General features: G+C 61.8%; 21 protein-coding genes. 14 read left to right on the top strand and 7 right to left on the bottom strand.

The genetic code is table 11. The features are described from left to right. Positions 1-307 precede the first annotated feature (307 nt). The gene (locus tag NKJ23_RS20930) at positions 308-1,267 is read left to right on the top strand and encodes a DMT family transporter (protein WP_352682097.1); all 960 of its coding nucleotides are present in this window, start codon (positions 308-310) and stop codon (positions 1,265-1,267) included. 68 nt (positions 1,268-1,335) lie between these two features. Here NKJ23_RS20930 and NKJ23_RS20925 read toward each other — a convergent pair whose 3' ends face one another. After that, complete coding sequence (locus tag NKJ23_RS20925; RefSeq protein ID WP_352682034.1) at positions 1,336-2,532, bottom strand: ROK family transcriptional regulator; 1,197 nt, start codon at positions 2,530-2,532, stop codon at positions 1,336-1,338. Positions 2,533-2,675: 143 nt separating this feature from the next. Between NKJ23_RS20925 and NKJ23_RS20920 the strand changes: the two genes are divergently transcribed. The 12 genes from NKJ23_RS20920 to NKJ23_RS20865 all read left to right on the top strand — a co-directional run bounded on the left by NKJ23_RS20920 (position 2,676) and on the right by NKJ23_RS20865 (position 15,246). Continuing rightward, a complete protein-coding gene (locus NKJ23_RS20920; protein ID WP_352682032.1) occupies positions 2,676-3,941 on the top strand; it encodes an ABC transporter substrate-binding protein in 1,266 nt (421 codons plus the stop codon). A 57-nt stretch (positions 3,942-3,998) separates the two neighbouring features. Then, positions 3,999-4,937 (top strand): carbohydrate ABC transporter permease, encoded by a 939-nt coding sequence (locus NKJ23_RS20915; RefSeq protein WP_352682030.1) that lies wholly within the window; start codon positions 3,999-4,001, stop codon positions 4,935-4,937. Next, the gene (locus NKJ23_RS20910) at positions 4,930-5,862 is read left to right on the top strand and encodes a carbohydrate ABC transporter permease (protein WP_023675507.1); all 933 of its coding nucleotides are present in this window, start codon (positions 4,930-4,932) and stop codon (positions 5,860-5,862) included. Before NKJ23_RS20915 ends, NKJ23_RS20910 begins: the two co-directional genes overlap by 8 nt. Positions 5,863-5,872: 10 nt before the next feature. After that, complete coding sequence (locus NKJ23_RS20905; RefSeq protein ID WP_023675506.1) at positions 5,873-6,970, top strand: ABC transporter ATP-binding protein; 1,098 nt, start codon at positions 5,873-5,875, stop codon at positions 6,968-6,970. 4 nt (positions 6,971-6,974) lie between these two features. Then, positions 6,975-7,748, top strand: a complete 774-nt coding sequence (locus tag NKJ23_RS20900; protein ID WP_352682028.1) for an SDR family NAD(P)-dependent oxidoreductase — start codon at positions 6,975-6,977, stop codon at positions 7,746-7,748. 37 nt (positions 7,749-7,785) lie between these two features. Further along, the gene (locus NKJ23_RS20895) at positions 7,786-8,787 is read left to right on the top strand and encodes a sugar phosphate isomerase/epimerase family protein (protein ID WP_352682026.1); all 1,002 of its coding nucleotides are present in this window, start codon (positions 7,786-7,788) and stop codon (positions 8,785-8,787) included. After that, positions 8,784-9,596 (top strand): SDR family NAD(P)-dependent oxidoreductase, encoded by an 813-nt coding sequence (locus NKJ23_RS20890; protein ID WP_352448128.1) that lies wholly within the window; start codon positions 8,784-8,786, stop codon positions 9,594-9,596. The genes NKJ23_RS20895 and NKJ23_RS20890 overlap by 4 nt, the downstream gene beginning before the upstream one ends. A 200-nt stretch (positions 9,597-9,796) precedes the next feature. Next, complete coding sequence (locus NKJ23_RS20885) at positions 9,797-11,044, top strand: ABC transporter substrate-binding protein (RefSeq protein ID WP_352454143.1); 1,248 nt, start codon at positions 9,797-9,799, stop codon at positions 11,042-11,044. 4 nt (positions 11,045-11,048) lie between these two features. Beyond that, positions 11,049-12,002 (top strand): carbohydrate ABC transporter permease, encoded by a 954-nt coding sequence (locus NKJ23_RS20880; RefSeq protein WP_352682024.1) that lies wholly within the window; start codon positions 11,049-11,051, stop codon positions 12,000-12,002. A 7-nt stretch (positions 12,003-12,009) separates the two neighbouring features. Next, positions 12,010-12,825 carry a carbohydrate ABC transporter permease gene (locus NKJ23_RS20875; protein ID WP_352682022.1) on the top strand — a complete coding sequence of 272 codons (816 nt, stop codon included), beginning with the start codon at positions 12,010-12,012 and terminating at the stop codon, positions 12,823-12,825. A gap of 22 nt (positions 12,826-12,847) precedes the next feature. After that, entirely contained in the window at positions 12,848-14,182 is a 1,335-nt protein-coding gene (locus NKJ23_RS20870; RefSeq protein ID WP_352682020.1) for a sulfatase family protein, read from the top strand. 68 nt (positions 14,183-14,250) lie between these two features. Then, positions 14,251-15,246, top strand: coding sequence for a LacI family DNA-binding transcriptional regulator (locus tag NKJ23_RS20865; RefSeq protein ID WP_352682018.1), 996 nt, complete (start codon positions 14,251-14,253; stop codon positions 15,244-15,246). 12 nt (positions 15,247-15,258) lie between these two features. On the opposite strand, the gene NKJ23_RS20860 is transcribed toward NKJ23_RS20865, so the two are convergent. Further along, a complete protein-coding gene (locus NKJ23_RS20860) occupies positions 15,259-15,699 on the bottom strand; it encodes a DUF2267 domain-containing protein (protein ID WP_352448133.1) in 441 nt (146 codons plus the stop codon). A 120-nt stretch (positions 15,700-15,819) separates the two neighbouring features. Next, complete coding sequence (locus tag NKJ23_RS20855; RefSeq protein ID WP_352682016.1) at positions 15,820-16,080, bottom strand: hypothetical protein; 261 nt, start codon at positions 16,078-16,080, stop codon at positions 15,820-15,822. Positions 16,081-16,445: 365 nt separating this feature from the next. Here NKJ23_RS20855 and NKJ23_RS20850 point away from each other — a divergent pair, with 365 nt between their 5' ends. Next, the gene (locus NKJ23_RS20850; protein ID WP_352615424.1) at positions 16,446-16,817 is read left to right on the top strand and encodes a VOC family protein; all 372 of its coding nucleotides are present in this window, start codon (positions 16,446-16,448) and stop codon (positions 16,815-16,817) included. A 76-nt stretch (positions 16,818-16,893) separates the two neighbouring features. Here NKJ23_RS20850 and NKJ23_RS20845 read toward each other — a convergent pair whose 3' ends face one another. From NKJ23_RS20845 to NKJ23_RS20830, 4 genes are read right to left on the bottom strand one after another with little or no spacing between them, the layout of a single operon-like run. Further along, positions 16,894-18,090 carry a glycoside hydrolase family 172 protein gene (locus NKJ23_RS20845; protein ID WP_352682014.1) on the bottom strand — a complete coding sequence of 399 codons (1,197 nt, stop codon included), beginning with the start codon at positions 18,088-18,090 and terminating at the stop codon, positions 16,894-16,896. Positions 18,091-18,114: 24 nt separating this feature from the next. Continuing rightward, positions 18,115-18,957: a carbohydrate ABC transporter permease gene (locus NKJ23_RS20840; RefSeq protein WP_352682012.1), complete on the bottom strand. Its 843-nt coding sequence runs from the start codon at positions 18,955-18,957 to the stop codon at positions 18,115-18,117. Further along, positions 18,950-19,876: a carbohydrate ABC transporter permease gene (locus NKJ23_RS20835; RefSeq protein WP_352682010.1), complete on the bottom strand. Its 927-nt coding sequence runs from the start codon at positions 19,874-19,876 to the stop codon at positions 18,950-18,952. Before NKJ23_RS20835 ends, NKJ23_RS20840 begins: the two co-directional genes overlap by 8 nt. A 21-nt stretch (positions 19,877-19,897) precedes the next feature. Further along, positions 19,898-21,253, bottom strand: a complete 1,356-nt coding sequence (locus NKJ23_RS20830) for an ABC transporter substrate-binding protein (protein ID WP_352682008.1) — start codon at positions 21,251-21,253, stop codon at positions 19,898-19,900. Positions 21,254-21,305 lie beyond the last annotated feature (52 nt).

Raw genomic sequence — 21,305 nt, 5'->3', positions numbered from 1 at the left:
GTGATCCGAGGGCCAGGAATTCGCGACAGATCTGCGCTCGGTAGAAATATGGCGCGAGAAGATTGTGGCAACCGCGCGAATATCTGTCGCGCAATATGAATCTCACATTCGTATCGCGCGAAATCGGTACGGCTTGCGCTTTTCGGTATCGAGTTGCTCATGGGCCAACATGCGTTCGAATGGAAGGAGACCGTGAACGGCGGGACCCACAATGACCCACCGATTGCACCAGCTGGTGAAACAGCTGTTGTTGCTGCTTAGCAAGACGCTGCAAATCTGCTAAAGTCTGCGGTGGGAGGAGACGGATATCCAATCGCTGCCGATAGCACATCCAAGTGTAGCGAAGGCGACACCCGGCGCATCACTTCGGCTCGCCTATTCCCTCGCGACGCTCTGCTGGCTCCTGTCGGCCGGCGTCTATATCGCCGCCAAGTGGGTTGCCCCCGAGATGCCGCCTTGGGCGCTCTGCTTCTGGCGACTGACGCTCGCGTGCGCGATCCTGCTGCCTATCGTCCATCGTCATCACGGGGCGATGCTCGTGCTGATCCAATCCCGGGTGATCGAGGTGCTGGTCATCGGCACTATCGGGCTAACCTTGTGTCAGGGCATGATCTACACGGGCCTCAACTACACCAACGCGACAACCGCCGGCATCATCATGGCGCTGTCGCCGATCATGACCATGGTGCTTGCCCGCTTCGTGCTCGGCGAGCCCCTCGGTGTCTGGAAAGCGCTTGGAGCGCTGGTCGCTCTGGCCGGGATGGTGGTGATCGTGGCGCGCGGCGACCTTGCTGCGCTGATGCAGCTGCAGTTCAATCCCGGCGAGTTGTGGATCGTCGGCAGCGCGTTTTGTTGGGGCCTCTACACCGTGCTGCTGCGTCGCGCCAAATTCGCTATCGAGCTTCTGCCGATGGTGGTCCTGCTGCTGGGAGCCGGCGCGCTGGCGGCACTGCCCTTCTATCTCTGGGAACTGTTTTCCGGGGATCGTTCGGCGCTGCATGCGAACGGCCTTCTGGCTCTCGCCTATGTTGCCGGCCCCGGCGGCGCTCTGATGTACTATCTCTACAACCGTAGCGTCGAGACGCTTGGTGCGGGGCGCGCCAGCATGCTGCTCTATCTCCAGACCGCCTTCGTCGCCGTTCTCGCTTATCTGGTCCTTGGCGAAAGCTTGCACGACTACGATCTCGCCGGCGCCGCCTTCATCATCGCCGGCCTGCTGCTCGCCACCGCGATCAAGCCGAGGCAGCGCACGGTGCGTGTCGCGTAGGCAAACATCAGTTCCGCTGCTTCGGCGAGCAGCTCGCAAAATCAGAGCGCCACCCGAAGCAAGCCGGGTCACTGAAGCCGGCTGTTGTGGCGCAGCACGAGGCCGACCGCGCCGAGCAATGCATCGTTCTCCGTGTGCTTGCCAACGATTATCCGCGTGCGCAGCGCAGGCGCCACATCGCGGGACTTGATGAGCGTGTGGCGTTCATATGATGCGATCAGTGGCGCCAGGAGAATGTCGCCCGCCAAGGCCATGCGGCCGCCGATGATGATGAGCGGCGGATTGAGAACCGAACCGATCAGGCCAAGGCCACGGCCGGCGAACTCGGCGGTGTCCTCGACCATCCGCAGCGCCCTCACGTCGCCCTGCTCGGCCATCATGATCACGTCGTCCATCGTGACCGGCCGCCGCACGATGCGCGAAATCTGCTCGAGCGGTCGGGCAAAGCTGGCATAGAGCTCCAGGCATCCTCGATTGCCGCACCGGCAAAGGTCGCCGCCGGGATCGATGCTAATGTGCCCGAATTCGCCGGCGCCGCCAGCGATGCCGCTCACCAGCCGACCGTGCTGGACAATGGCCCCGCCGACGCCCAGATCGACCTTGAACAGCACAAAATCGTCCTGGCCGACGGCCGCACCCCACATCAGCTCGGCAATGGCCGAGCAGTTGCTCTCATTGTCGGCGAAGATCGGCTGTTCGAGGACCGGCCCGAACACATCGCGGATGTTGACCCCGGCCCAGGTCGGAACGATACTCGCGCGCAGCACCACTCCTTCGCGGCTGACTGGGCCCGAGACGGAGACCCCAACCCCCAGGAGCCCCGCCATCGGCAGACCGTTCTCTTCGTAGCATCGGGCAATTACTGACTTGGCGAGCTGGGCCGCCTGCTGTGGCTGGTAGTCCAGACCCATGGGGATAGTTTGTTCGGCAACGAAAGAATGCGAGACGTCGGCGACGACGCACCGCATCTCGTCGAGGCCCAGATGGATGCCGACGCAGGTGCCCGCAGCAGGATTGAGCGTCAATGTCGTGGCAGGCCTGCCGATACCCCTGGCCGCGTCATGATGGGCCGAGGATTCGATCACCATCCCAGATTTTCTCAAGCCATTGAGCGCGGTCGAAACCGTCGACCGCGCCAAACCGGTAATGCGGGTAATTTGCGACGCAGAAAGCACGCCGCGCTCGCGCAAGCATCGGACGATCAGGCTCTCCGGCGACGCGGATGGCCTGTCGATCAGCCAATTTCTAAGCGAAGGTTTGTTCATGATGAGCACAAAGGACGTTGACTGATAGCCCAAATATGTCATCTTGGAAAGAACGGAGATTACTGCATCTCACCGGCCACGACCTCAAATCGCGGGCCACAAGCGGTCGATACGAACCGTGCATCACATATGGGAGTGAAACGATGAAATACCTGAGGACGGCCTTTGCGGCCGCTACCGCCTTCACCTTGATTACCGGAACAGCCCTCGCGGAGCCGAAGACCAACCTCTTGCATCAATGGGCCACCGGATCGGACGCCCAGGCTATCGCCAAGCTCGGCGAGATGTTTACCGCCAAGGGTGGCTCCTGGCAGCAGACCTCCATCGCAGGCCATACGGCCAATACCCTGGCCAAACTGCGTGCTGATGTGATCGCCGGCAACGCACCTCCCGCTGTGCAGCTAAAGGGCCCCGAGATCGCCGAATGGAACGAGACGGGCATGACAGCCAATCTCGACGACCTGGCGAAGGCGGAAAATTGGGAGAAGGTCGTCGCTCCCGAATTGCTGCCGGTGATGAAGCCGACTGGGAATTGGGTGGCCGCGCCGATGAACATCCACCGCATCAACTGGCTGTGGGCATCGCCGAAGGTCATGAAGGACGCGGGCGTCACCGAGATGCCGAAGACATGGGCGGAATTCAACGCCGCCTGCGACAAGATCGTGGCCAGCGGCAAGATCTGCATTTCGCACTCGACCGCCGACTGGACCGACTCGACCGTCTTCGAAGTGGTCGTGTACGGTCAGGACCTCGATCTCTACAAGAAAGCTTTCGTCGAGGGCGACGTCGATGCCATGCGCAGCGACGGCATGGTCAAGGCCTTCGAGCAGTTTCGCACCATGACCTCGAAGTACATGGACCCCGGCATGAACGGGCGTGACTGGGATACCATGTCGCATCTCGTCGGCCGCGGCGAGGCCGCCTTCCACATCATGGGCGACTGGACGATCGGCCTGCTGACGGCCGGCGGCTTCAAGGAGGGCACCGACTATGTCTGCGCTCAGGCGCCGACCGATTGGGGCAAGCCCGGTTTCATCCTGAATTCAGACTCGGTCGTGTTCTTCAAGCAGAAGGACCCGGACTATATCGAGGGACAGAAGCTGCTTGCCAGCATCATCCTGTCGCCCGAATTCCAGACCATTTTCAATCAGACCAAAGGGTCCATTCCGGCCCGCCTCGACGTCGATCTTTCGAACGGCTTCAATCCCTGCCAGCAACTCTCGCAAAAGGATCTGCAAGCCTCGATCGCCGCCGGCACGCTCGTGCGTTCGATGGCGCACAACATGACGGTGCCGCAAAAAGTCCGCGGCGCAATAATGGATAGCATCACGGAGTTTGTAGCAACGCCGGATATGAGTGCGCAGGACGCGGCCAATGCGATGGCGGATGCGGCCGAAGCGCAGAAGTGACGCTGCCGATGATGGCCGGGGGCGAAGCTCCCGGCCAGACCTCGCCGGAGCAGCCCGATGTCCACCCATGATCTGATTGTACCAGCCGCAGCTGCCGCGGCCCGCCCGTGGCGCGAGCGCCTGGGCACGATAGTGCCCATTCTGGTGCTGGCGCCGTCGATAGCGGCGAGTTTCATCTATGTTTTCGTCTTCACGCTCTGGACGCTCTACATCTCGCTGTCCAATTCGTCGCTGTTGCCGACCTATGGGTTCGTCGGCCTGGACAATTACGCTTCGCTCTGGGCAAACCGGCGCTGGAACATCGCCTATACCAATCTCTTCCTGTTCAGCGGCTTCTATATCGTTGGCTCGATGGCCGTTGGCCTGTTGCTCGCGATCGCGATTGACCAGCGCGTCCGCGGCGAGGCGGCTTGGCGCACCATCTTTCTCTACCCGTTGGCGGTGTCCTTCATCGTCACCGGAACGGTGTGGAGTTGGCTCTATAATCCTGTCGACGGTATCCAGGCCTTCGTTCGCGGGCTTGGCTGGACCGACTTCAGCTTCGCCCTGACGGCCAACCGCAACACTGCGATCTATGCGGTGATCATAACCGGTATCTGGCAGTCGTCCGGCTTCGCGATGGCACTTTTCCTGGCCGGTCTGCGGTCGGTCGATCCGGATCTCGTTAAAGCCGCGCAAATCGACGGCGCGTCGGTTTTCCGGACCTATCGGAGGGTCATCCTGCCAACCATCGCTCCGATATTCCTGGCGGTGGCGGTCATTCAGATACAATTCGCCATCAAGACCTTCGACCTAGTGGCGGCGTTGACGCGAGGCGGCCCAGGTGTGTCCACCACCTTCCCCGCCATCTATGTCTACGATCTGATGTTCCAGCGCGGCCAAATCGGCGAGGGTGCCGCCGCGGCGATGATGATGCTCGCGGCAGTCGCGGTGGTGCTGGTGCCTTACTCGTTGTGGATCGTCTGGCGCCGGCGGGCGGAGGGCCGCAATGGCTGAAATTGCTCCCGATGCCAGCTTTGATCCGGCCCGCCCCAATCCGACCGGCTTTGATCCGGAAGCTGCCGCGGCCACGCGCCGGCATTTCTGGAGCCGCTTCCTTGTCTATGCCGTGCTGACGCTTTTCGCGATCGTCTATCTCGTGCCGCTACTGGTGGTGATCTTCAACTCATTGCGCGAGCAGTCGGAGATTGCCCGCAACGGCCTCATCTCCGTACCGCGCAGCTTCCGGTTCGATGCGTGGGCGCAGGCCTGGGGATCCTACTGCGTCAGCGGTACCTGCGAGGGCATGAAGCGCAATTTCTTCAACTCGCTGGCGATGACGATCCCCGCCACCATCATCTCGACCATTCTCGGCGCCATGAACGGCTACATCCTCTCCAAATGGCGCTTCAGGGGTTCCGAACTGATCTTCAATCTGATGCTGCTCGGCGTATTCATGCCCGGCCAGATTTCGCTGATGCCGTGGGCGTTCCTGCTCGGCAAGCTCGGCCTGACCAATTCCACATATGGGCTGGTGTTGATCCACGTCGTCCAGGGCATCTCGTTCACCACCCTGTTCTGCCGCAATTTCTACGTCAGCATACCGGACGACCTGATCAAGGCGGCACGCATCGACGGCGCCGGCTTCTGGCGGATCTTCCGCAAGATCATCCTGCCCCTGTCGCCGCCCATCCTGATTGTCACTGTCATCTGGCAGTTCACCGGCATCTGGAACGAGTATCTGTTCGGCGTCGTCTTCACATCGGGCCAGCAGCAGCCGATCACGGCGGCGTTGGTCGCGCTCACGGCCGGCGGCACGACCGCACGTGCTTACGATGTGATGAGCGCAGCCGTGCTGATCGGCGCGTTGCCTCCGCTGCTGATCTATCTGTTTGGTGGAAAATACTTCGTGCGCGGCCTCACCCAGGGCGCCATAAAATGAGGCGTCGCCCATGTCCGCGTTGATGATCCGCAACCTTCACAAGAGCTACGGCTCGCTCGAGATTCTTGCCGGCATCGATCTCGAGGCTAAGACCGGAGAATTCGTCGCCCTTGTCGGCCCGTCGGGTTGCGGCAAGTCAACCTTGCTCGCCATGATCGCCGGACTGGAAACCGTCACGTCGGGCGAGATATGGATCGGCGACCGGCTGGTGAACTCGGTGCAACCCAAGGACCGCGATATTGCGATGGTGTTCCAGTCATACGCCCTCTATCCCACCATGACGGTGCGCCAGAACATCACCTTCGGCATGGAGAGCCGCGGCGTGCCAAAAGCGGCGCAGGCGGAAGCTGTCCAGCGGGTTGCCGCACTCCTGCAGATCGAACAGCTGCTTAAACGCAAGCCCGGCCAGCTCTCGGGGGGCCAGCGGCAGCGCGTTGCGATGGGGCGTGCCCTCGTGCGCGACCCGAAGCTGTTTTTGTTCGACGAGCCCTTGTCCAACCTCGACGCCAAGCTGCGCGTCGACATGCGTACCGAAATCAAGAAGCTTCACCATCGCGTCGGCAAGACCACGGTGTATGTCACCCACGATCAGGTCGAGGCGATGACGCTTGCATCCCGCATTGCGGTGATGAACCAGGGCTCAGTACAGCAGTTCGACACGCCGAAGCGGATCTACGACCGGCCGACCAACATGTTCGTTGCCGGTTTCATGGGATCGCCGGCGATGAATTTCATTCCCGCCCGGCTTACGGGCTCGACCAGCATCTCGGTACGCGCCGCTGACGGCAGCGACGCCAGCCTCGCCCTTGCCGCGCCGATGCCCGCCGGTGCGCCAAAGGACGTCGTGCTCGGTATCCGGCCGGAACACATCTACCGTTTCACGACCGATCTGAAGTCGCGCAAACCTGCTGTGGCGTCCATGCAGGCGCCGGTCGAATTGGTCGAGCCTACCGGGGCCGAGACGCTTGCCGTGCTCAGGCTGGGTGACCTGGAGATCACCGGCCGTTTCGAGCCGGATGACGCTCCCGTCATGGGCGAGACGATAACGCTCGGCATCGACATGTCGCGCGCCTGTCTGTTCGATCCAACAACCAAGGCGCTTCTGTAGTTTGATGTCCGTACAATTCGCGACTTATCCGAGCTTGACCGATCGGGTCGTGCTGATCTCCGGCGGCGCCTCCGGCATTGGCGCCGATATGGTCCGCGCCTTCGTGGCGAACGGCGCCCGGATAGCCTTTCTCGATGTGCAGGACGAACCAGCGGAGGCGTTGGTGCGCGAGCTCGCTGGTGCCGCCGGGCAGGCTCCGTTATATCTCCATTGCGATGTGACCGACGTCGATGCGCTAAAGGCGTCGGTAGCAGGCGTGCGCGCGCGGCTTGGTCCGGTCGCCGTCCTGGTGAATAACGCAGCCAATGATCAGCGCCATCCCATCGACGCGGTAACGACCGACTATTGGGACCGCAGCTTCGACGTCAATCTGAGGCATCACTTCTTCGCCGCGCAGGCAGTGCATCCGCATATGAAGGAACTCGGCTTCGGCTCGATCATAAACTTCTCCTCCATTGCCTGGCGGTTCGGAGCGGACCAGATGGTGGCCTATGCCACCGCCAAAGGGGCCGTGGTGGCGCTGACGCGTGCGTTGGCGCGGTCGTTCGGACCGGATAACATCCGCGTCAATGCGATCGAACCCGGCGCCGTCATGACCGAGCGGCAGCGCGAGCTGTGGTTCAAGACGCAGGAGGCAGTCGACCAGACGGTGCAGCGGCAATTGATCCGCCGCGTCCTGCTGGGCGAGGAGATTGCACGCACCGTGCTCTTCCTGGCGGCCGACGACAGCCGCATGATCACCAAACAGTCCATAACCGTCGATGCCGGTCTGCGCTAGTGACGCCTCTCCGCTCTCCATTGGAACCGCCAAGCTGATGTTTCGTCTCGGCCTCAACCCTTACGGACTGACCTACTATCTCGGCCTGCAGGGCCGCGGCACGCCGCGGCACAATCCGGACGGCGTGGGGCTGGAAGGCTTCATCACGCTGGCGCAGGAACTGGGCGCACGCACGCTCGAGATCTACGAACCGTGGTTGACCGACTTGACTGACGCCGAAATCGTCGCCCTGCGCAGGCGTCTTGCCGCGCTGGACACCGTCCCGGTGGTGAGCGGCGGACTTCTAGTGGCAGGTCCGCTGGACAACGCCTTTCGGGCTGCGCGCCTGCTCGAGGCGACGACGATCCGTATTGCACTGACGCCTGTCCTGTGCGGCGACCGCAATGCGTGGGGTCCGAAATGGAGCGAGTTCAACGCAACGATTCGCGCTGCCTTGACGGAATGGGGGCCGCGTGCGGCGGCCGAGGGACGCGTGCTCGGCATCGAGAACCATCAGGACTTCGGCAGCGACGAACTGGTTGCGTTCTGCGAACTCGGCGGGCCGGGTGTCGGCATCACCTACGACACCGGCAACACCTTTCCTGTCGGCGAGGCGCCGCTTGCCTTCACGCGCCGGATCGCGCCCCATGTCCGCCACGTTCACCTCAAGGACTATCGCGTCCAGTTCACGGATGAGGGCTACCGCCTGGTCCGCTGCGCGATCGGCGACGGCGCCGTGCCTTTCGCCGAACTGGCAGCCCTCCTTGGCGAGCACCACGACACGCTGACGGCGGTGCTTGAGCCAGGCGCGCTGGAGGCCCGTCACGTTCGCTGTCTCACCGACGACTGGTGGAACGGATATGCGCCGAAGACCGCCCGCGAATTCGCGGCCTGCCTGAGTGCTGCGCGCCTGAACCGCCTTGCGGACGACGCCGACTACCGCACGCCATGGGAGCGCGATGATGACGGTGCGCTCGTTTCGTACGAGCTCGACATGATCCGGCGCAGCGCCGCCAACATGATGAAATTCGATTTCATTGCAATGGAGAAATCAGCATGACTGCCCGAGAACTCAGCGGCCTGACCGCCTTCGTCACCGGCTCGGGACGCGGCCTCGGCCGCGTGATGGCCGACCGCTTGGCCGAACTTGGCGCAAACGTCGCGGTCCACGACCTCGATTGGGCCCGGCCATCTCAATATGGCGAATTCGCGGACCTCGGCGACTCTGCCAGGGGCTTGGAGAAGCATGGGACGCGCATCACCGCGGTTACCGGCAACATCGGCGACAAGCAAGCTGTCGCGGAAATGAAGAGGAAGATCGAAGCGGAGCTCGGCGACGTGCACGTCTTGGTAAACTGCGCCGGCGGCGACATCGGCGCCAAGGGCGTAAAGCCCAATCCCAACAACGCACTGGACATCGACTACGAAGACATCAAGGTTCTAACCGAGAACAACCTCATCGGCACGATGCTGGTCTGCCAGGCGTTCGTTCCGCCGATGGTCAAGCGTGGCTCAGGCTCGGTGATCAACATCGCCTCGGCGGCAGCGCATATCGGATGCTCGCCCGAGGTGGTCTACTCGACGCTCAAGGCGGCTGTCGTCCATTATACGCGCTGCCTCGCCAAGGAACTGATCGACGATGGCGTACGCGTCAATGCGGTGAGCCCCGGCGCCACCAAGACGGCACGGTTCCAGGCGAGCCGCGTGGTCGATCCGCAGCGCATGGATTCGAGCAAGAAATCGCTGAACCGGTATGCGGAGCCTGAAGAGATCGCCGAAGCGGTGGCCTTCCTCGCCGGTCCGCGCGCGCGCTTCATCAACGGGCAGGTAATCCGAGTCGATGGCGGTTTCACAATCTTTCCAGGTTAGGCCGCGATCGTCCATACCGGGTACCGGAAGCAACTGCGCCATCGCGCGCTGTAAATAGCTCCGCCCGAGTTCGGCCAGAACTATGCACTGCATTACAGTCGGAGCTTGACAAAAACTGCGGTATAGCGGGTATATTAATCGAATAATATGACACCATCCATTGTGAGGAAGGCGGGTGGCAAACCTGGGAGGCGACCAAGATGAGCCGCTACAAGTCAGTCGGATTCCTGCACGGCATGGTTTTGGGCGTGGCCCTGACGACCGCGACTGCGGCCCATGCCGAGACCTTGACGCTCTATTGGAACGCCGGCCACGCCTATCAAGCTTATGCCGATGCAATAGCAAAGTTCGAGGCCGATCATCCCGGATGGTCGGTGCAGTGGGAGAAATTCCAGTGGCCGGATATGCGCACCAAGCTGGTGGCGGATTTTGCGGCGAAGAGTCCGCCCGATCTCGTCGCCGAACCCGGCGGCTGGGTGCAGGAATTCGGCCAGCGGAATCTGCTGCGGCCGCTGAACGACTTCATCGAACAAGACGGCAAGGCGATCGGCTATCCCGACGACTGGCAAGCCTATTCCGTCGAGCGCAACAAACTCGGCGACCAGTACTATGGCGTCCAGATCCACCTCACCTGCGCCACCCTCGTGTACAACGTCGATATGCTTAAGCAGGCGGGCTTCGACGCGCCGCCTGCGACCTGGGAGGAGTTCCTGAAGGTTGCCAAGGCGACGACGACCGGCGCCCGCTTCGGCTTCGCTCCCAACCCCAGCATCGGATATTATTCGTCGTGGCTGCTGCAGAACGGCGTAAGCTATTACGATCCCAAGACAAACAAGGTCAATCTCGACAGTCCTGAGGCGATCGAAGCGATCCAGTTCCTCGCCGACCTGATCCACAAGGAAAAAGCAGCGACCAAGCCGGCGGCGGGTGCTGACTATGAGGGTCCGCAAAAGCTGTTCACGGCCAACCGGGTCGCAATGATCATAACCGGTCCGTGGGACGTGAAGCCGATCCGCTCGGGCAACCCGAAGCTCAACTGGGCGGTTGCGCCATCACTCAAGCACAAGGTGCAGGCGACGTTCGCGGGCGGCGTCAGCGTGATGATCCCTAAGGACGCCAAGCACCCGAAGGAGGCCTGGGAGTTGTTGAAGCGGCTCGTCGCGCTCGACACGGAACTGGCGGCTACCAAGGAAGCGGGCATGACGATGCCGCGCAAATCCTGGGCCGAAAACGCCGAGGTTCAGGCCGATCCGGTCATCGGCAGCTTCAGCAAATGCCTGCCTTACGCGCAAGACGTCACCGCCGAGCTGCGCCTCACCGGCAAGCACGCGCGAATCGAGAAGCTTCTGCAAAGTGCGCTCGAGGATATCATCTACAATCAGAAGCCAGCAGCCGAGATTATGCCGAAATTCGCGGCCGAGGCCAACGTCATCCTGGCCAACAACTAGGCCGATGTTTATCAGCGGCAGCACCGATACGGCCGATACGGACATTCGCGTCGGCGCGATGCCGACCCGGCGAGCTGCCCGCTTCAGCCGGCGCACCAGACAAACGCTTCTCGCTTACCTGCTGCTGTCGCCAGCAATCCTCTATTTCTCGGTCTATTTCTTCTATCCGATAGGACTGGAGTTTTGGGCGAGCCTGTACAGCGGCCAGCCGCTGATCGGCGAGAGCCGATTCGCCGGACTGGACAACTACGTTGCTGCCCTCGGCGACGCGCGCGTTCGGCAGTCGCTCTTCGTGACGCTGGCCTTCGCGATAGGCGTCACCGCGGCCAGCATCGCCATTGGCCTCGGACTGGCGGTCGTGCTCAACCGGCCGATCCCGGGGCGCACTCTGATCCGCGCAATCATCTTCTTTCCCTACATCACCTCCTTCGTGATCGTCGCGTTGACGTGGCAGGCAATTCTCGATCCCTACACTGGCATCTTGAACAGCTTCCTTGCCGAGCTTGGGCTGCCGACCCAGAATTGGCTCGGCGACACCTCGACCGCGCTGCCGACCCTCATCGCCATCACGGTGTGGAAGGATGTCGGCTATGCCATGCTGATCTACCTCTCCGCGTTGCAGTCGATCCCGTCCGACTTCTACGATGCCGCATCCATCGACGGCGCCACGCCGACGCAGCAATTCCGCTATCTGACCTGGCCGTTGTTGACGCCGACCACGCTGTTCATCGCGGTCGTCAGCACGATCAGCCAGCTACAGGAGCTGGCGCCGGCCTACCTGATAACCAAGGGCGGACCGGCCGACGCGACGCGGTTCTTCAGCCTGCACGTGTTCGAGGCAGCCTTCTTCGAGCTCAACATCGGCTACGCCTCGGCGCTGTCTTTCCTGATGTTCCTGCTGATCCTGGCCATCACCTTCGTTCAGTTCCGCCTGCTCAACCGCGAAACCACCTATTGAGATTGGCATGACATTCGCAAAAACGCTCCCGTCCTACCTACTGCTGCTCTTCTGCGTGGCGCTGTCGATCTTTCCGTTCCTTTACATGCTTTCGCTGTCGCTGCAGAGCGATGCCGACGTCTTCAGCGGCATTCCGATTCTGATCCCCGAGTCGTGGCAATTCACGAATTACATCGACATCTGGCAAAAGGCGCCGTTCGCGCGTTTCACGCTCAACAGCTTCATCATCGCCGGCGGGATTACCTTCCTCCATCTGATCTTCGATCCGTTGATCGGCTACGTCTTCGCGAAAATGGAATTCGCCGGTAAGCGCGTCATGTTTGTCGCGGTGCTGTCGACGCTGATGATCCCATTCTTCATCCGCATGATCCCGCTCTATGTGCTCACCGCGCGGATGGGATGGCTCAACACCTATCAGGGCCTTATCCTTCCATTCGCCATGAGCGCCTACGGAATCTTCCTGATGCGGCAGTTCATCCGTCCGATTCCCGACGAGTTGCTTGACGCTGCACGGATGGACGGCTGCTCGGAACTCGGCCTTTACTGGCGCATCGTGCTGCCGCAGGTCCGTCCGGCACTGGCGACGCTGGCCCTCCTCACCTTCGTGTTCCAGTGGAACGAATTCCTCTGGCCGCTGGTCGCCGTCAACACCACCGAAATGCGGCCGATCACGACGGGACTGACGCTTTTCAACCAGGAATTCTTCACCCAGTGGAACCTGACGGCGACGGGCGGGATCATTCTCTTCATCCCGAGCCTGCTGCTGTTCCTCTTTACGCAGCGCTACTTCGTCCGCAGCGTGATGCTGGCAGGCATGAAATGACCATTCGGAGGCATTGCACCCTATGACGTCCCGCCGACCGAACGTGATCGTCTTCTTCACCGACCAGCAGCGTTGGGACACCGTTGGCGTCCATGGCAATCCGCTCGAGCTTACGCCAAATTTCGACCGCCTCGCCGGGACCGGCACGTTCTTGGCGAATTCGTTTACATGCCAGCCCGTTTGCGGCCCCGCCCGCTCCGTCTTTCAGACGGGGCGGTACCCGACTACGACCGGCTGCTACCGTAACGATATCCCACTGCCTAAGAGCGAGCGCACGCTCGCGCATCATTTCGTCGCGGCAGGTTATGACACCGCCTACATCGGCAAGTGGCACCTGGGGTCCGCCGAGCCGGTCACCCAGGAAGAACGCGGCGGGTATCGCTACTGGCTGGCCTCCAACATCCTGGAGTTCACTTCCGGCCCCTTCGACACCGTCGTCCACGACAATGACGGCAAGGCGGTGAAGCTGTCGGGATACCGCGTCGATGCCCTAACCGACGCTGCAATCCGCTATGTCGCATCGAGGGAAGACGAGCCGTTCTTTCTATTCCTGTCCTTCCTCGAGCCGCATCACCAGAACCAGACGGACAACTACCCTGCCCCGCTCGGATACGAGGACAGGATCCGCAAGAAGCTCGCCATTCCCGGCGATCTCGCCGCACTTGGCGGCACGACAGCGGAACATTTCCCCGGCTATCTGGGCATGGTCGCACGCCTCGACGAGGCGTTTGGACGGCTGATCGAGGCGCTCTACAGCCTTGGCCGGCTTGACGACACGATCATCCTCTTCACCTCCGACCACGGATGTCACTTCAAGACCCGCAACAACGAATACAAGCGTTCCTGTCATGAGGCGTCGATCCGCGTGCCGACGCTATTCCACGGCCCCGGCTTCCAGCGCATCGGCATATATGAAGGCCTGGTCAGCCTCGTCGATCTCGCGCCGACCCTGCTCGCCGCGGCCGGCCTGAAAGTGCCCAATTCGATGCAGGGCGTCTCGCTGCTCGACGCACTGCAGGGCGAACGACCGCCGCGCGACGAGATATTCATTCAAATCAGCGAGCACCATGTCGGCCGCGCGTTGCGCACCAGACGGTGGAAATATGAGGTCGAGGCGCCGGGAAAAGACGGCTGGCGGGATTCCGGCAGCGATTTCTATGTCGAGGCGAGGCTCTACGACCTCGATGGCGATCCGAACGAGCTAACCAATCTCATAGCTTCGCCCGATCACGCAGAGACGCGTGCATGGCTGCGAGGCCGCATCGTTGCCCTGATGGAGGAGGCCGGCGAGGCAAGGCCCGAGATCCTTGCCGCCGGACATGGAAGCTGGAATGAAATCCGGCTGAGCGACAGCTGATCATGTCACGTCGCGCAGCGGATCCAACAATGCACGAGAGAAGTTCCGATCGCAGAAAGGCGCCGACCATGGCCGATGTCGCCCGGCGCGCCAATGTATCGACCGCTGCCGTGTCGTACCTGCTCAGCGGCGACAGCACGCGCCTGAAGTTCGTCGGCAAGGAGGCGCGGCAGCGCATCCTCGAGGCCGTCGCTGAGCTCAACTACGTGCAAAACCGCACCGCGCGGCAGCTGCGCCGCCAGCAGGCCGAGCGAATCTGCCTTGTACTGCCTCGTCTCGGCGTGCCGTTCAGCGACCGGATCGCGCAGGATATCCAATCTGCAGCAGCGCTGAGGGGATTTTCGACAATTATCACCGCGGGAGACACCTTCGAGCGAACCGACCGGATCGGGAGGGAAATCGAGAGCGGGCTGGCAGACGGCATTATCGCCGACTGGCAGCATCTCTCCGAGCCCGAGGTGATGGTCTTGGCCGCGCGCCTGGCGGCCGCGGGCCGGCCAGCGGTGATCTTCCATCCGACCATCGAGCCGGCAGGCTTCTCGGTTGTGCGCCAGCATACCGGCAGGGCCGTCTTCGAGGCACTCGACTACCTCTACCGAGCCGGCCATCGCTGCATCGCCTATATGGTGCATGAGCAAGCTGTGGACGGGAGCCGTCTCGCCGCCTATCGCAGCTTCCTGCAAGCACGCGGCCTTCCGCTGCGAGACGACCTGGTGATCGGCGGTGCAGAGGCGCGCAAGGCTGCGTTTGCCAATGCTACGGCGCTGGCCGCCCGCAAGGATCGGCCGACCGCGCTTTTCGTCGAATCCGATCTTGCCGCCGTGACCGCCCTGCACGCATTCGAGGAGGCCGGCCTCTCCGTGCCCGGCGACATTGCAGTCATCGGCTGCGGCAATATCGACGAGGGCGAATTCAGTCATCCGGCATTGACGACAATCGGCCCCAAAACTGCCCACTACGACCATCTTGCCGATCATCTGATCTCATTGATCTCGGCAACACCGGGCGCAATACCTACCCTTTTCAGCGTTTCGTGGCAGTTGGTCCGTCGCGCGTCCGCATGAGCAGGATCGCCGCTATTTGACGCCCACGCTTTCAGGCCAGAGGACCTGGATTTCCTTTGGCAGCGCATCCCGCACCTTTGCCGACTGGCCAAGGTCGATATGCCGTGCAAGCACACGCAGCACTGAGCGTGCCGCATCCTCGGGATCGACAGGACGGGTCGATTTCAATTCATCGGCGATGTGTTGCAGGAACTTCTCGAGCGAGCGTGTCTTGTCGGGCATGTCGGCGGGCCGATAGCGATCATAGTAGGCGCCGCGCACGAGCAGCGGCAGTTCCGCTCCCAATTTGGCCGCCAGTCCGATCTGCAGCCTGTCGCGAAGGGTTCGCAGAACGGCGCCCAATGTATGCCAGGCCACGTGTCGATCCGGACCAAGATCCGCCATGATCTCGTCAAGCCAGATGTTTGTTATTTGCAGCGTTTTGTCAAAAACGTCCAAGCCGGTTGCGCTCATCGTCGCCTCCTCGAAAGGTTCTGCGGGCGAAACGGCGACCGGAGATTATTGTTTCGTGATCCTGTGAAAATCGTCCTGGCAAAGCGGCGGAAACCGGTTCGGTCGGAGAGCCTGTCGGCGTCAGGTCTGCTCGACACTCTGCTTCTGCTGGATTTCGGCGATCTGTCGGAAGCGGCCGTTTTCCACCCCGTTGAGTGCAGTCACAGCGGCCAGATTGTCGCCCTTTTCATCCCACCGCACCGGCTCGCGATAGGCGATTCCCCTGAAACGGATATCGCGCACCGCCGCCAGAACGTCGCGCCGGCTCGGATATCCCTTGGATACAGTGCTGGCGTCTTTGATCGCGGCAAGGAGAAGGCAGGCCGAATCGTAGGCATTCACGGCATAATTGCGCTTCGGCTTCGCCGTCCGACGATCTCGCCAGCTTCGGCGAGCGTCGCTTCCAAGAAATCCCTTCGCGCGTCAACGACGCCCGTTTAACCTTCCCACAGTTGTATTCGGCGCCTGCGTTCCGATCATTAAAGTCGGCCTTGCTGATCCGAAAGGTGGTTGTCCTCCGCCTAACTGAGCTTGTGCTCATCGGTTCCGAACGCCGTCTCAGCAATGAGACCAGTCCTCACGTTGCCCGAGCCCGGGTATCTCTTGACTGACTGAGCGGCCCGCGCCGACAATGGCATTGGGAAGATGGCGGGATAGCGCCCACGGTGTTCGGCACCACTTGGCGATCAAGCTGCGAAAGGGCTGTCATGGATTGGAAGCTGGAACTGGTCCCGGTCCCCGTATCGGACGTCGATAGAGCAATTGCCTTTTATGTTGGGAAGGTCGGCTTTCATCTCGATCACGACCACACCGTAAGCGACGAGATACGTTTCGTGCAATTGACGCCGCCCGGTTCGGCCTGTTCGATTGCCATGGGCAAGGGCCTCGTCGACAGCCCCCCGGGATCCATAAGGGGCCTGCAACTCGTCGTGCCCGATATCGATGAGGCTCACCGGTACCTGGCCGCTCAAGGTATCGAGGTCAGCGATATCAAGGATTTTCCCTGGGGCAGATTTGTCTTCTTTGAGGATCCCGACGGCAACACCTGGTCTGTCCAGCAACTTCCACCTCGCAGCTGAGGTGGCGCGCTGCGGCACGGTCGTGCCCCGACACAGATAGCGCGGGATGCACGGTTCAATTCGAACGCATCCCGGCCTAACGCCTCTTCTCGTCGAAGGCGGCATTCCAATTGTGATAAGGCGCGCGATAGGTGGGGATGCGGTCCTCGACATCGGCAAGCGCTCCGAACGGTTTGTGCGGTTCGGCCTGATACCAGAAGGCGACCGACGAAATGTCGTCCGAGCGGCGATTGGCGTGACCGTGCTCGATGGTCACCCGGATGCGTTTGTGGAAGATGACCGGGTCCTCTATGTGCCAGCGATAGAGTGTAACCGGCTCGGTCCAGTTCGGCCCGCCGGCGGCGATGATGCCGTGATAGGGCGCGCTGTAGTCCTGTGTCGGGCACCATGCCGTGTTGAAATAGTCCTCGGTGCCGGTGCCGTGCAGCGTTGGCGGCCAGGCATCGTTGGTGCCGGGGCTGGTCTCGCCGCGATCGTCGATCAGTTCGGCCTTCGGTCCGATGCGCGGATCGGGCTTGCGCACCGTATCCGGCACGGAAATGCCCGGCTCGCCATCGACGAAGATCATGTCGTCGCCCTCGCCATACCAGTCCCATAGTGCGGAACGCCGCCGCGAATAGACGGAATAGAGCACGCCGACATAGTGGCCATGACCTTCCGCCTCCAGGATGGTGTAGTTGCCGTTCCCGTCGGTGTTTTCCCCACCAAACAGGACCTGCTCGTTGGCCAGCCCCGTCTCGTCTATGCCATCAGGTCGCTGCTGCCTGTATTGGGCGTGGAAGCGACCCAGGCCTTCCTCGAGTTCCTCATGCAGTTCGAGATCGACATAGTAATAGAAAAGCAGGTCGTCCTCAGCCTCATTGGTGACGGTGAAGCGCATGTGGCTGGCAAACGGCATCGGAAAGTAGCAGTTGAAGGCCTTGCCATCCTCTGGACTTGCCTGCACCGGCAGGCTGGCAAAATTGCGCGTGCGGGCATGGCCCATGCCGAAGAAATCGCCGATCGGCGTTTCGATGCTCGGATGTGCCTCACCATCCCAATAGGCGCGCAATACGATCTTGCGCAGGAACGCCTCGCTCTCGCAGGCGAGCGTCGCCCAGATATGCGTGACGATGCCGGCACCGTCATGCTCGGCAATCACCACCGTCTGGCCGGGTTCAATGTGCAGCCGGTCGTCATTGCCGCCGGTGCGGTCGTAGCTTGAGAACCGGCGGGTTTTGGCGTCGCGCAATTTGGCGAGCCCGCGAAGCGGCGACAGGCCGGCATTATCCATGTGTTTCTCCTCTTGCTTCAGCGGTTATTTCAGGCCGCTTGTCTTGATGGATTCCATGATTTGGCGCTGGAAGATCACGAAAAGGACCAGCATCGGCACGGCGACGATGGTCGAGGCGGCCATGACATAATTCGCGGCGGCGGCGTACTGGCTCTTGAAATTTGCTATCGCAACCTGCACCACCCAGAGATCGAGGTCGGAGGTGATCGTCAGCGGCCACAGGAAAGCGTTCCAGTTGGCGAGGAAGAACAGGATCGCCAGCGCCGACAGGATCGGCCGGCTGAGCGGCAGGATGATGCTCCAATAGATGCGCCAGTAGCCGGCGCCATCCATGATCGCCGCTTCTTCCAACTCCCTGGGCAGCGACAGGTAGTATTGCCTGAGCAGAAAGATGCCGAACGCGTTGAAGATCGCCGGAATGATGAGCCCGGCATAGCTGTCCAACATGTGCAGCGTCCGCGTCAAAATGAACAGCGGCACGATGATGACCGGCAGCGACACCAGGAAGGTCGAGAACATGGCGAGGAACAGAATGTCGCGGCCCGGAAAACGCAGCCGTGCGAGCGAATAGCCGGCCATCGAATGGAAGAACAGCGCAGCGACCGTCACCGTCGCCGACACGAAGAACGAATTGAAGAGATAGCGCAGGAACGGCACCTCGGTCAGCACATAGAGGAAATTGCCGAGCGTCGGGCGTTCCGGAATGAGGCTCGGCGTGAAGACGTCGCTCGCCGGCTTGAGCGAGATGACCAGCATCCAGACAAGCGGGAATACCGTCATCAGGCCAAGTGCGGCGGTTGCCAGCATCCAGGCAAGTCTCGCCGCTCGTATCTGCGAACGGCCGGAAGGAGTTCGGCCGTCAGTCATGCTCGAAGCGTCCGCTGCGCGTCAGCACGAAGAAGAAGACCGTGACCAGCATCAGTGCCAGCACCAGCAGCGATGCCATTGCCGATGCATAGCCGAACGCGCCGAACTGGAATGCCTGCTTGTAGATGTAGATGATCAGCACCGAGGTCGAATTGACCGGACCGCCTTTGGTCATCACATAGATCAGGTCGAAGACCTGGCCGCCGGCGACAGTCGCGACGAGCGAGACCAGGAGGACGAAGAAGCTGGTCGGCTTGAGCAAGGGCAAAGTAATGTACCAGAAGCTTGTCACCGGCCCGGCACCGTCGATCTTTGCGGCTTCGTAGTACTCTGCCGGGATGTCCTGGAGCCCGCCGAGGAAGATCAGCATGTAGAAACCCATCAGGAACCAGACGCTGACCAGCACCAGCGTGAACAGCGCCAGATTTGGATCGCCGAGCAGCGAAATTCCGCCGAGGCCGACGAGCGGCGCCAGCCGGCTGACGATGCCGACCTTTTCGACCAGCATGAGCTGCCACACGAGCGCCACCACGACCAGGCTGACCATCTGCGGCGCAAAGAACATCGAGCGCATGACCGCGTTGAAGCGGTTGGTCTTCTGCACCAGAAGCGCCAGTCCCAGTCCGGCGACGTAGAGCGCCGGCACCAGCATGACGGCATAAGCTACCGTCACCTTCACGGACGACCAGAACAGCGGGTCGCCCCACATGCGCCTGTAATTGCCGAACCCGACGAACCTGTAGCCGCCGAAGCCGTTGACCTCGAAGAACCCGACGGCGAGCGACAGCAGCATCGGCACGCCGACGAACACCAGCAGGCCAAGCGCATCGGGCAGGACGAACAGCCATGCGGCGCAGCGCTCCCTTTGCTTGGCGGTGAGGCCGCGGGCGGAATTCGCGCCCGCGGCTGGCGGTTTCATCTGATCCATGCTGGAAAGGGCCTAAAGGATCGGCGCGCCGGAATAGGAAGCGAGGAACGCATCGAGTTGCTGACTGGCCGTCGTTGCCGCCTGCTGGGCATCAACCCCGCCAAGCTGTGCCGACTGGATGGCGTCGGAGATGATCTTGTAGGCCTCCGGCGGAACCCGTGGCTCGGCGCGCGTCCCCGGATGGATCTCCTTGGCGAAGGTGCCGAACTTGCCGGTGCTGAAGACATCGGCGCCGGCCTTCAGCGCGCTGTTGCGCGGCGGCATGTCGCTCTTGGCGACAGTGCACCAGTTGACGACCCGGTCGATCGATGCCGGATCCATTGAGGCCAGCGCCCAGGCGCAGAACTGGGCGGAAGCATCCGGGTTCTTGCCTCCGGCATTGGCGACAAAGGCCCAGCCACCGCCGACGGTGACGTATTTGCCATTGGCCGGTGTCGGCAATTTGAAGATGCCGTAGGGCACGTCCTTGGCGTTGTTGTCCATCGCCGAAATACCCCAGATGCCGCAGTTCTGCATGGCGCACAGCCCTGCCCCGAGATTGGCGACTATGTCGAAGCCGCCGCCGACCACCTGACGCGGCGCCACGCCGGTATTGATGGCATCCTGCCAGAGTTTCAGCGCCTGGACGGTGGCCGGCGAATCGAAGGCGCTCTTGCCGTCCTTGCCCTGGAATTCGCCGCCGCCCTGCCACAGGAACGGATACCAGGTGAAGTTCTGGTAATAGCCGGGAGTCGTTTCGAACAGCACGCCGTAGCGACTGGGCGTCGTCAGCTTTTTGGCGACCGCCAACAGCTCGTCCCAGGTCTTCGGCACGTCGTTCTCGTTGAGCTTTGCATCCTCGAACGCTTTGACCGAATAGTAGAAGGCCATCGGCTCGACTTCCATCGGCACACCGTAGATCTTGCCGTCCACCATGCGGTTGGCGATGACGCTTTCCGGGAAATCGGCTTTGGCGGCATCCTCGATATGCGGCGTCAGGTCGGCAAGCACGCCGCCATTGTAATAACGCAGGAAATCGCCGGGGCTGATGAGGAAGATGTCAGGGCCCTCGCCCGACGCGAAGGCCGTTGCCAGCTTGGAACCGGAGATGTATTCGCTGTTGACGACATATTCGAGCTCGACCTTCTGGTCGTGGCCGTCGTTCCAGTCGGCCACCAGCTTCTCGAACCACTGGACCTGCGGCTTCACGTCTCCCCCAGGCGCATAGAACTGCCAGAATTTCAGCGGCGCTTCCTGAGCGTGCACGGCCATCCTGTTGATGAACGGGAAGCCTGTGAGGCCGGCGGCAGCGAAAGTGGCGCCGCCCTGGATCAGCCGACGGCGGTTCAGGCTGGCCAATGGCCGGTCGCGGGTCGTTTTGTCAGTCATCAATTCCTCCCTTGGATGTTGTTCGGTCGAACGTTGGCGAAGGGACCTCCGT

The sequence above is a fragment of the Mesorhizobium sp. M0184 genome, assembly GCF_040322215.1.
GTDB lineage: Bacteria > Pseudomonadota > Alphaproteobacteria > Rhizobiales > Rhizobiaceae > Mesorhizobium.
This window is presented reverse-complemented; position numbering and strand designations above follow the sequence as displayed.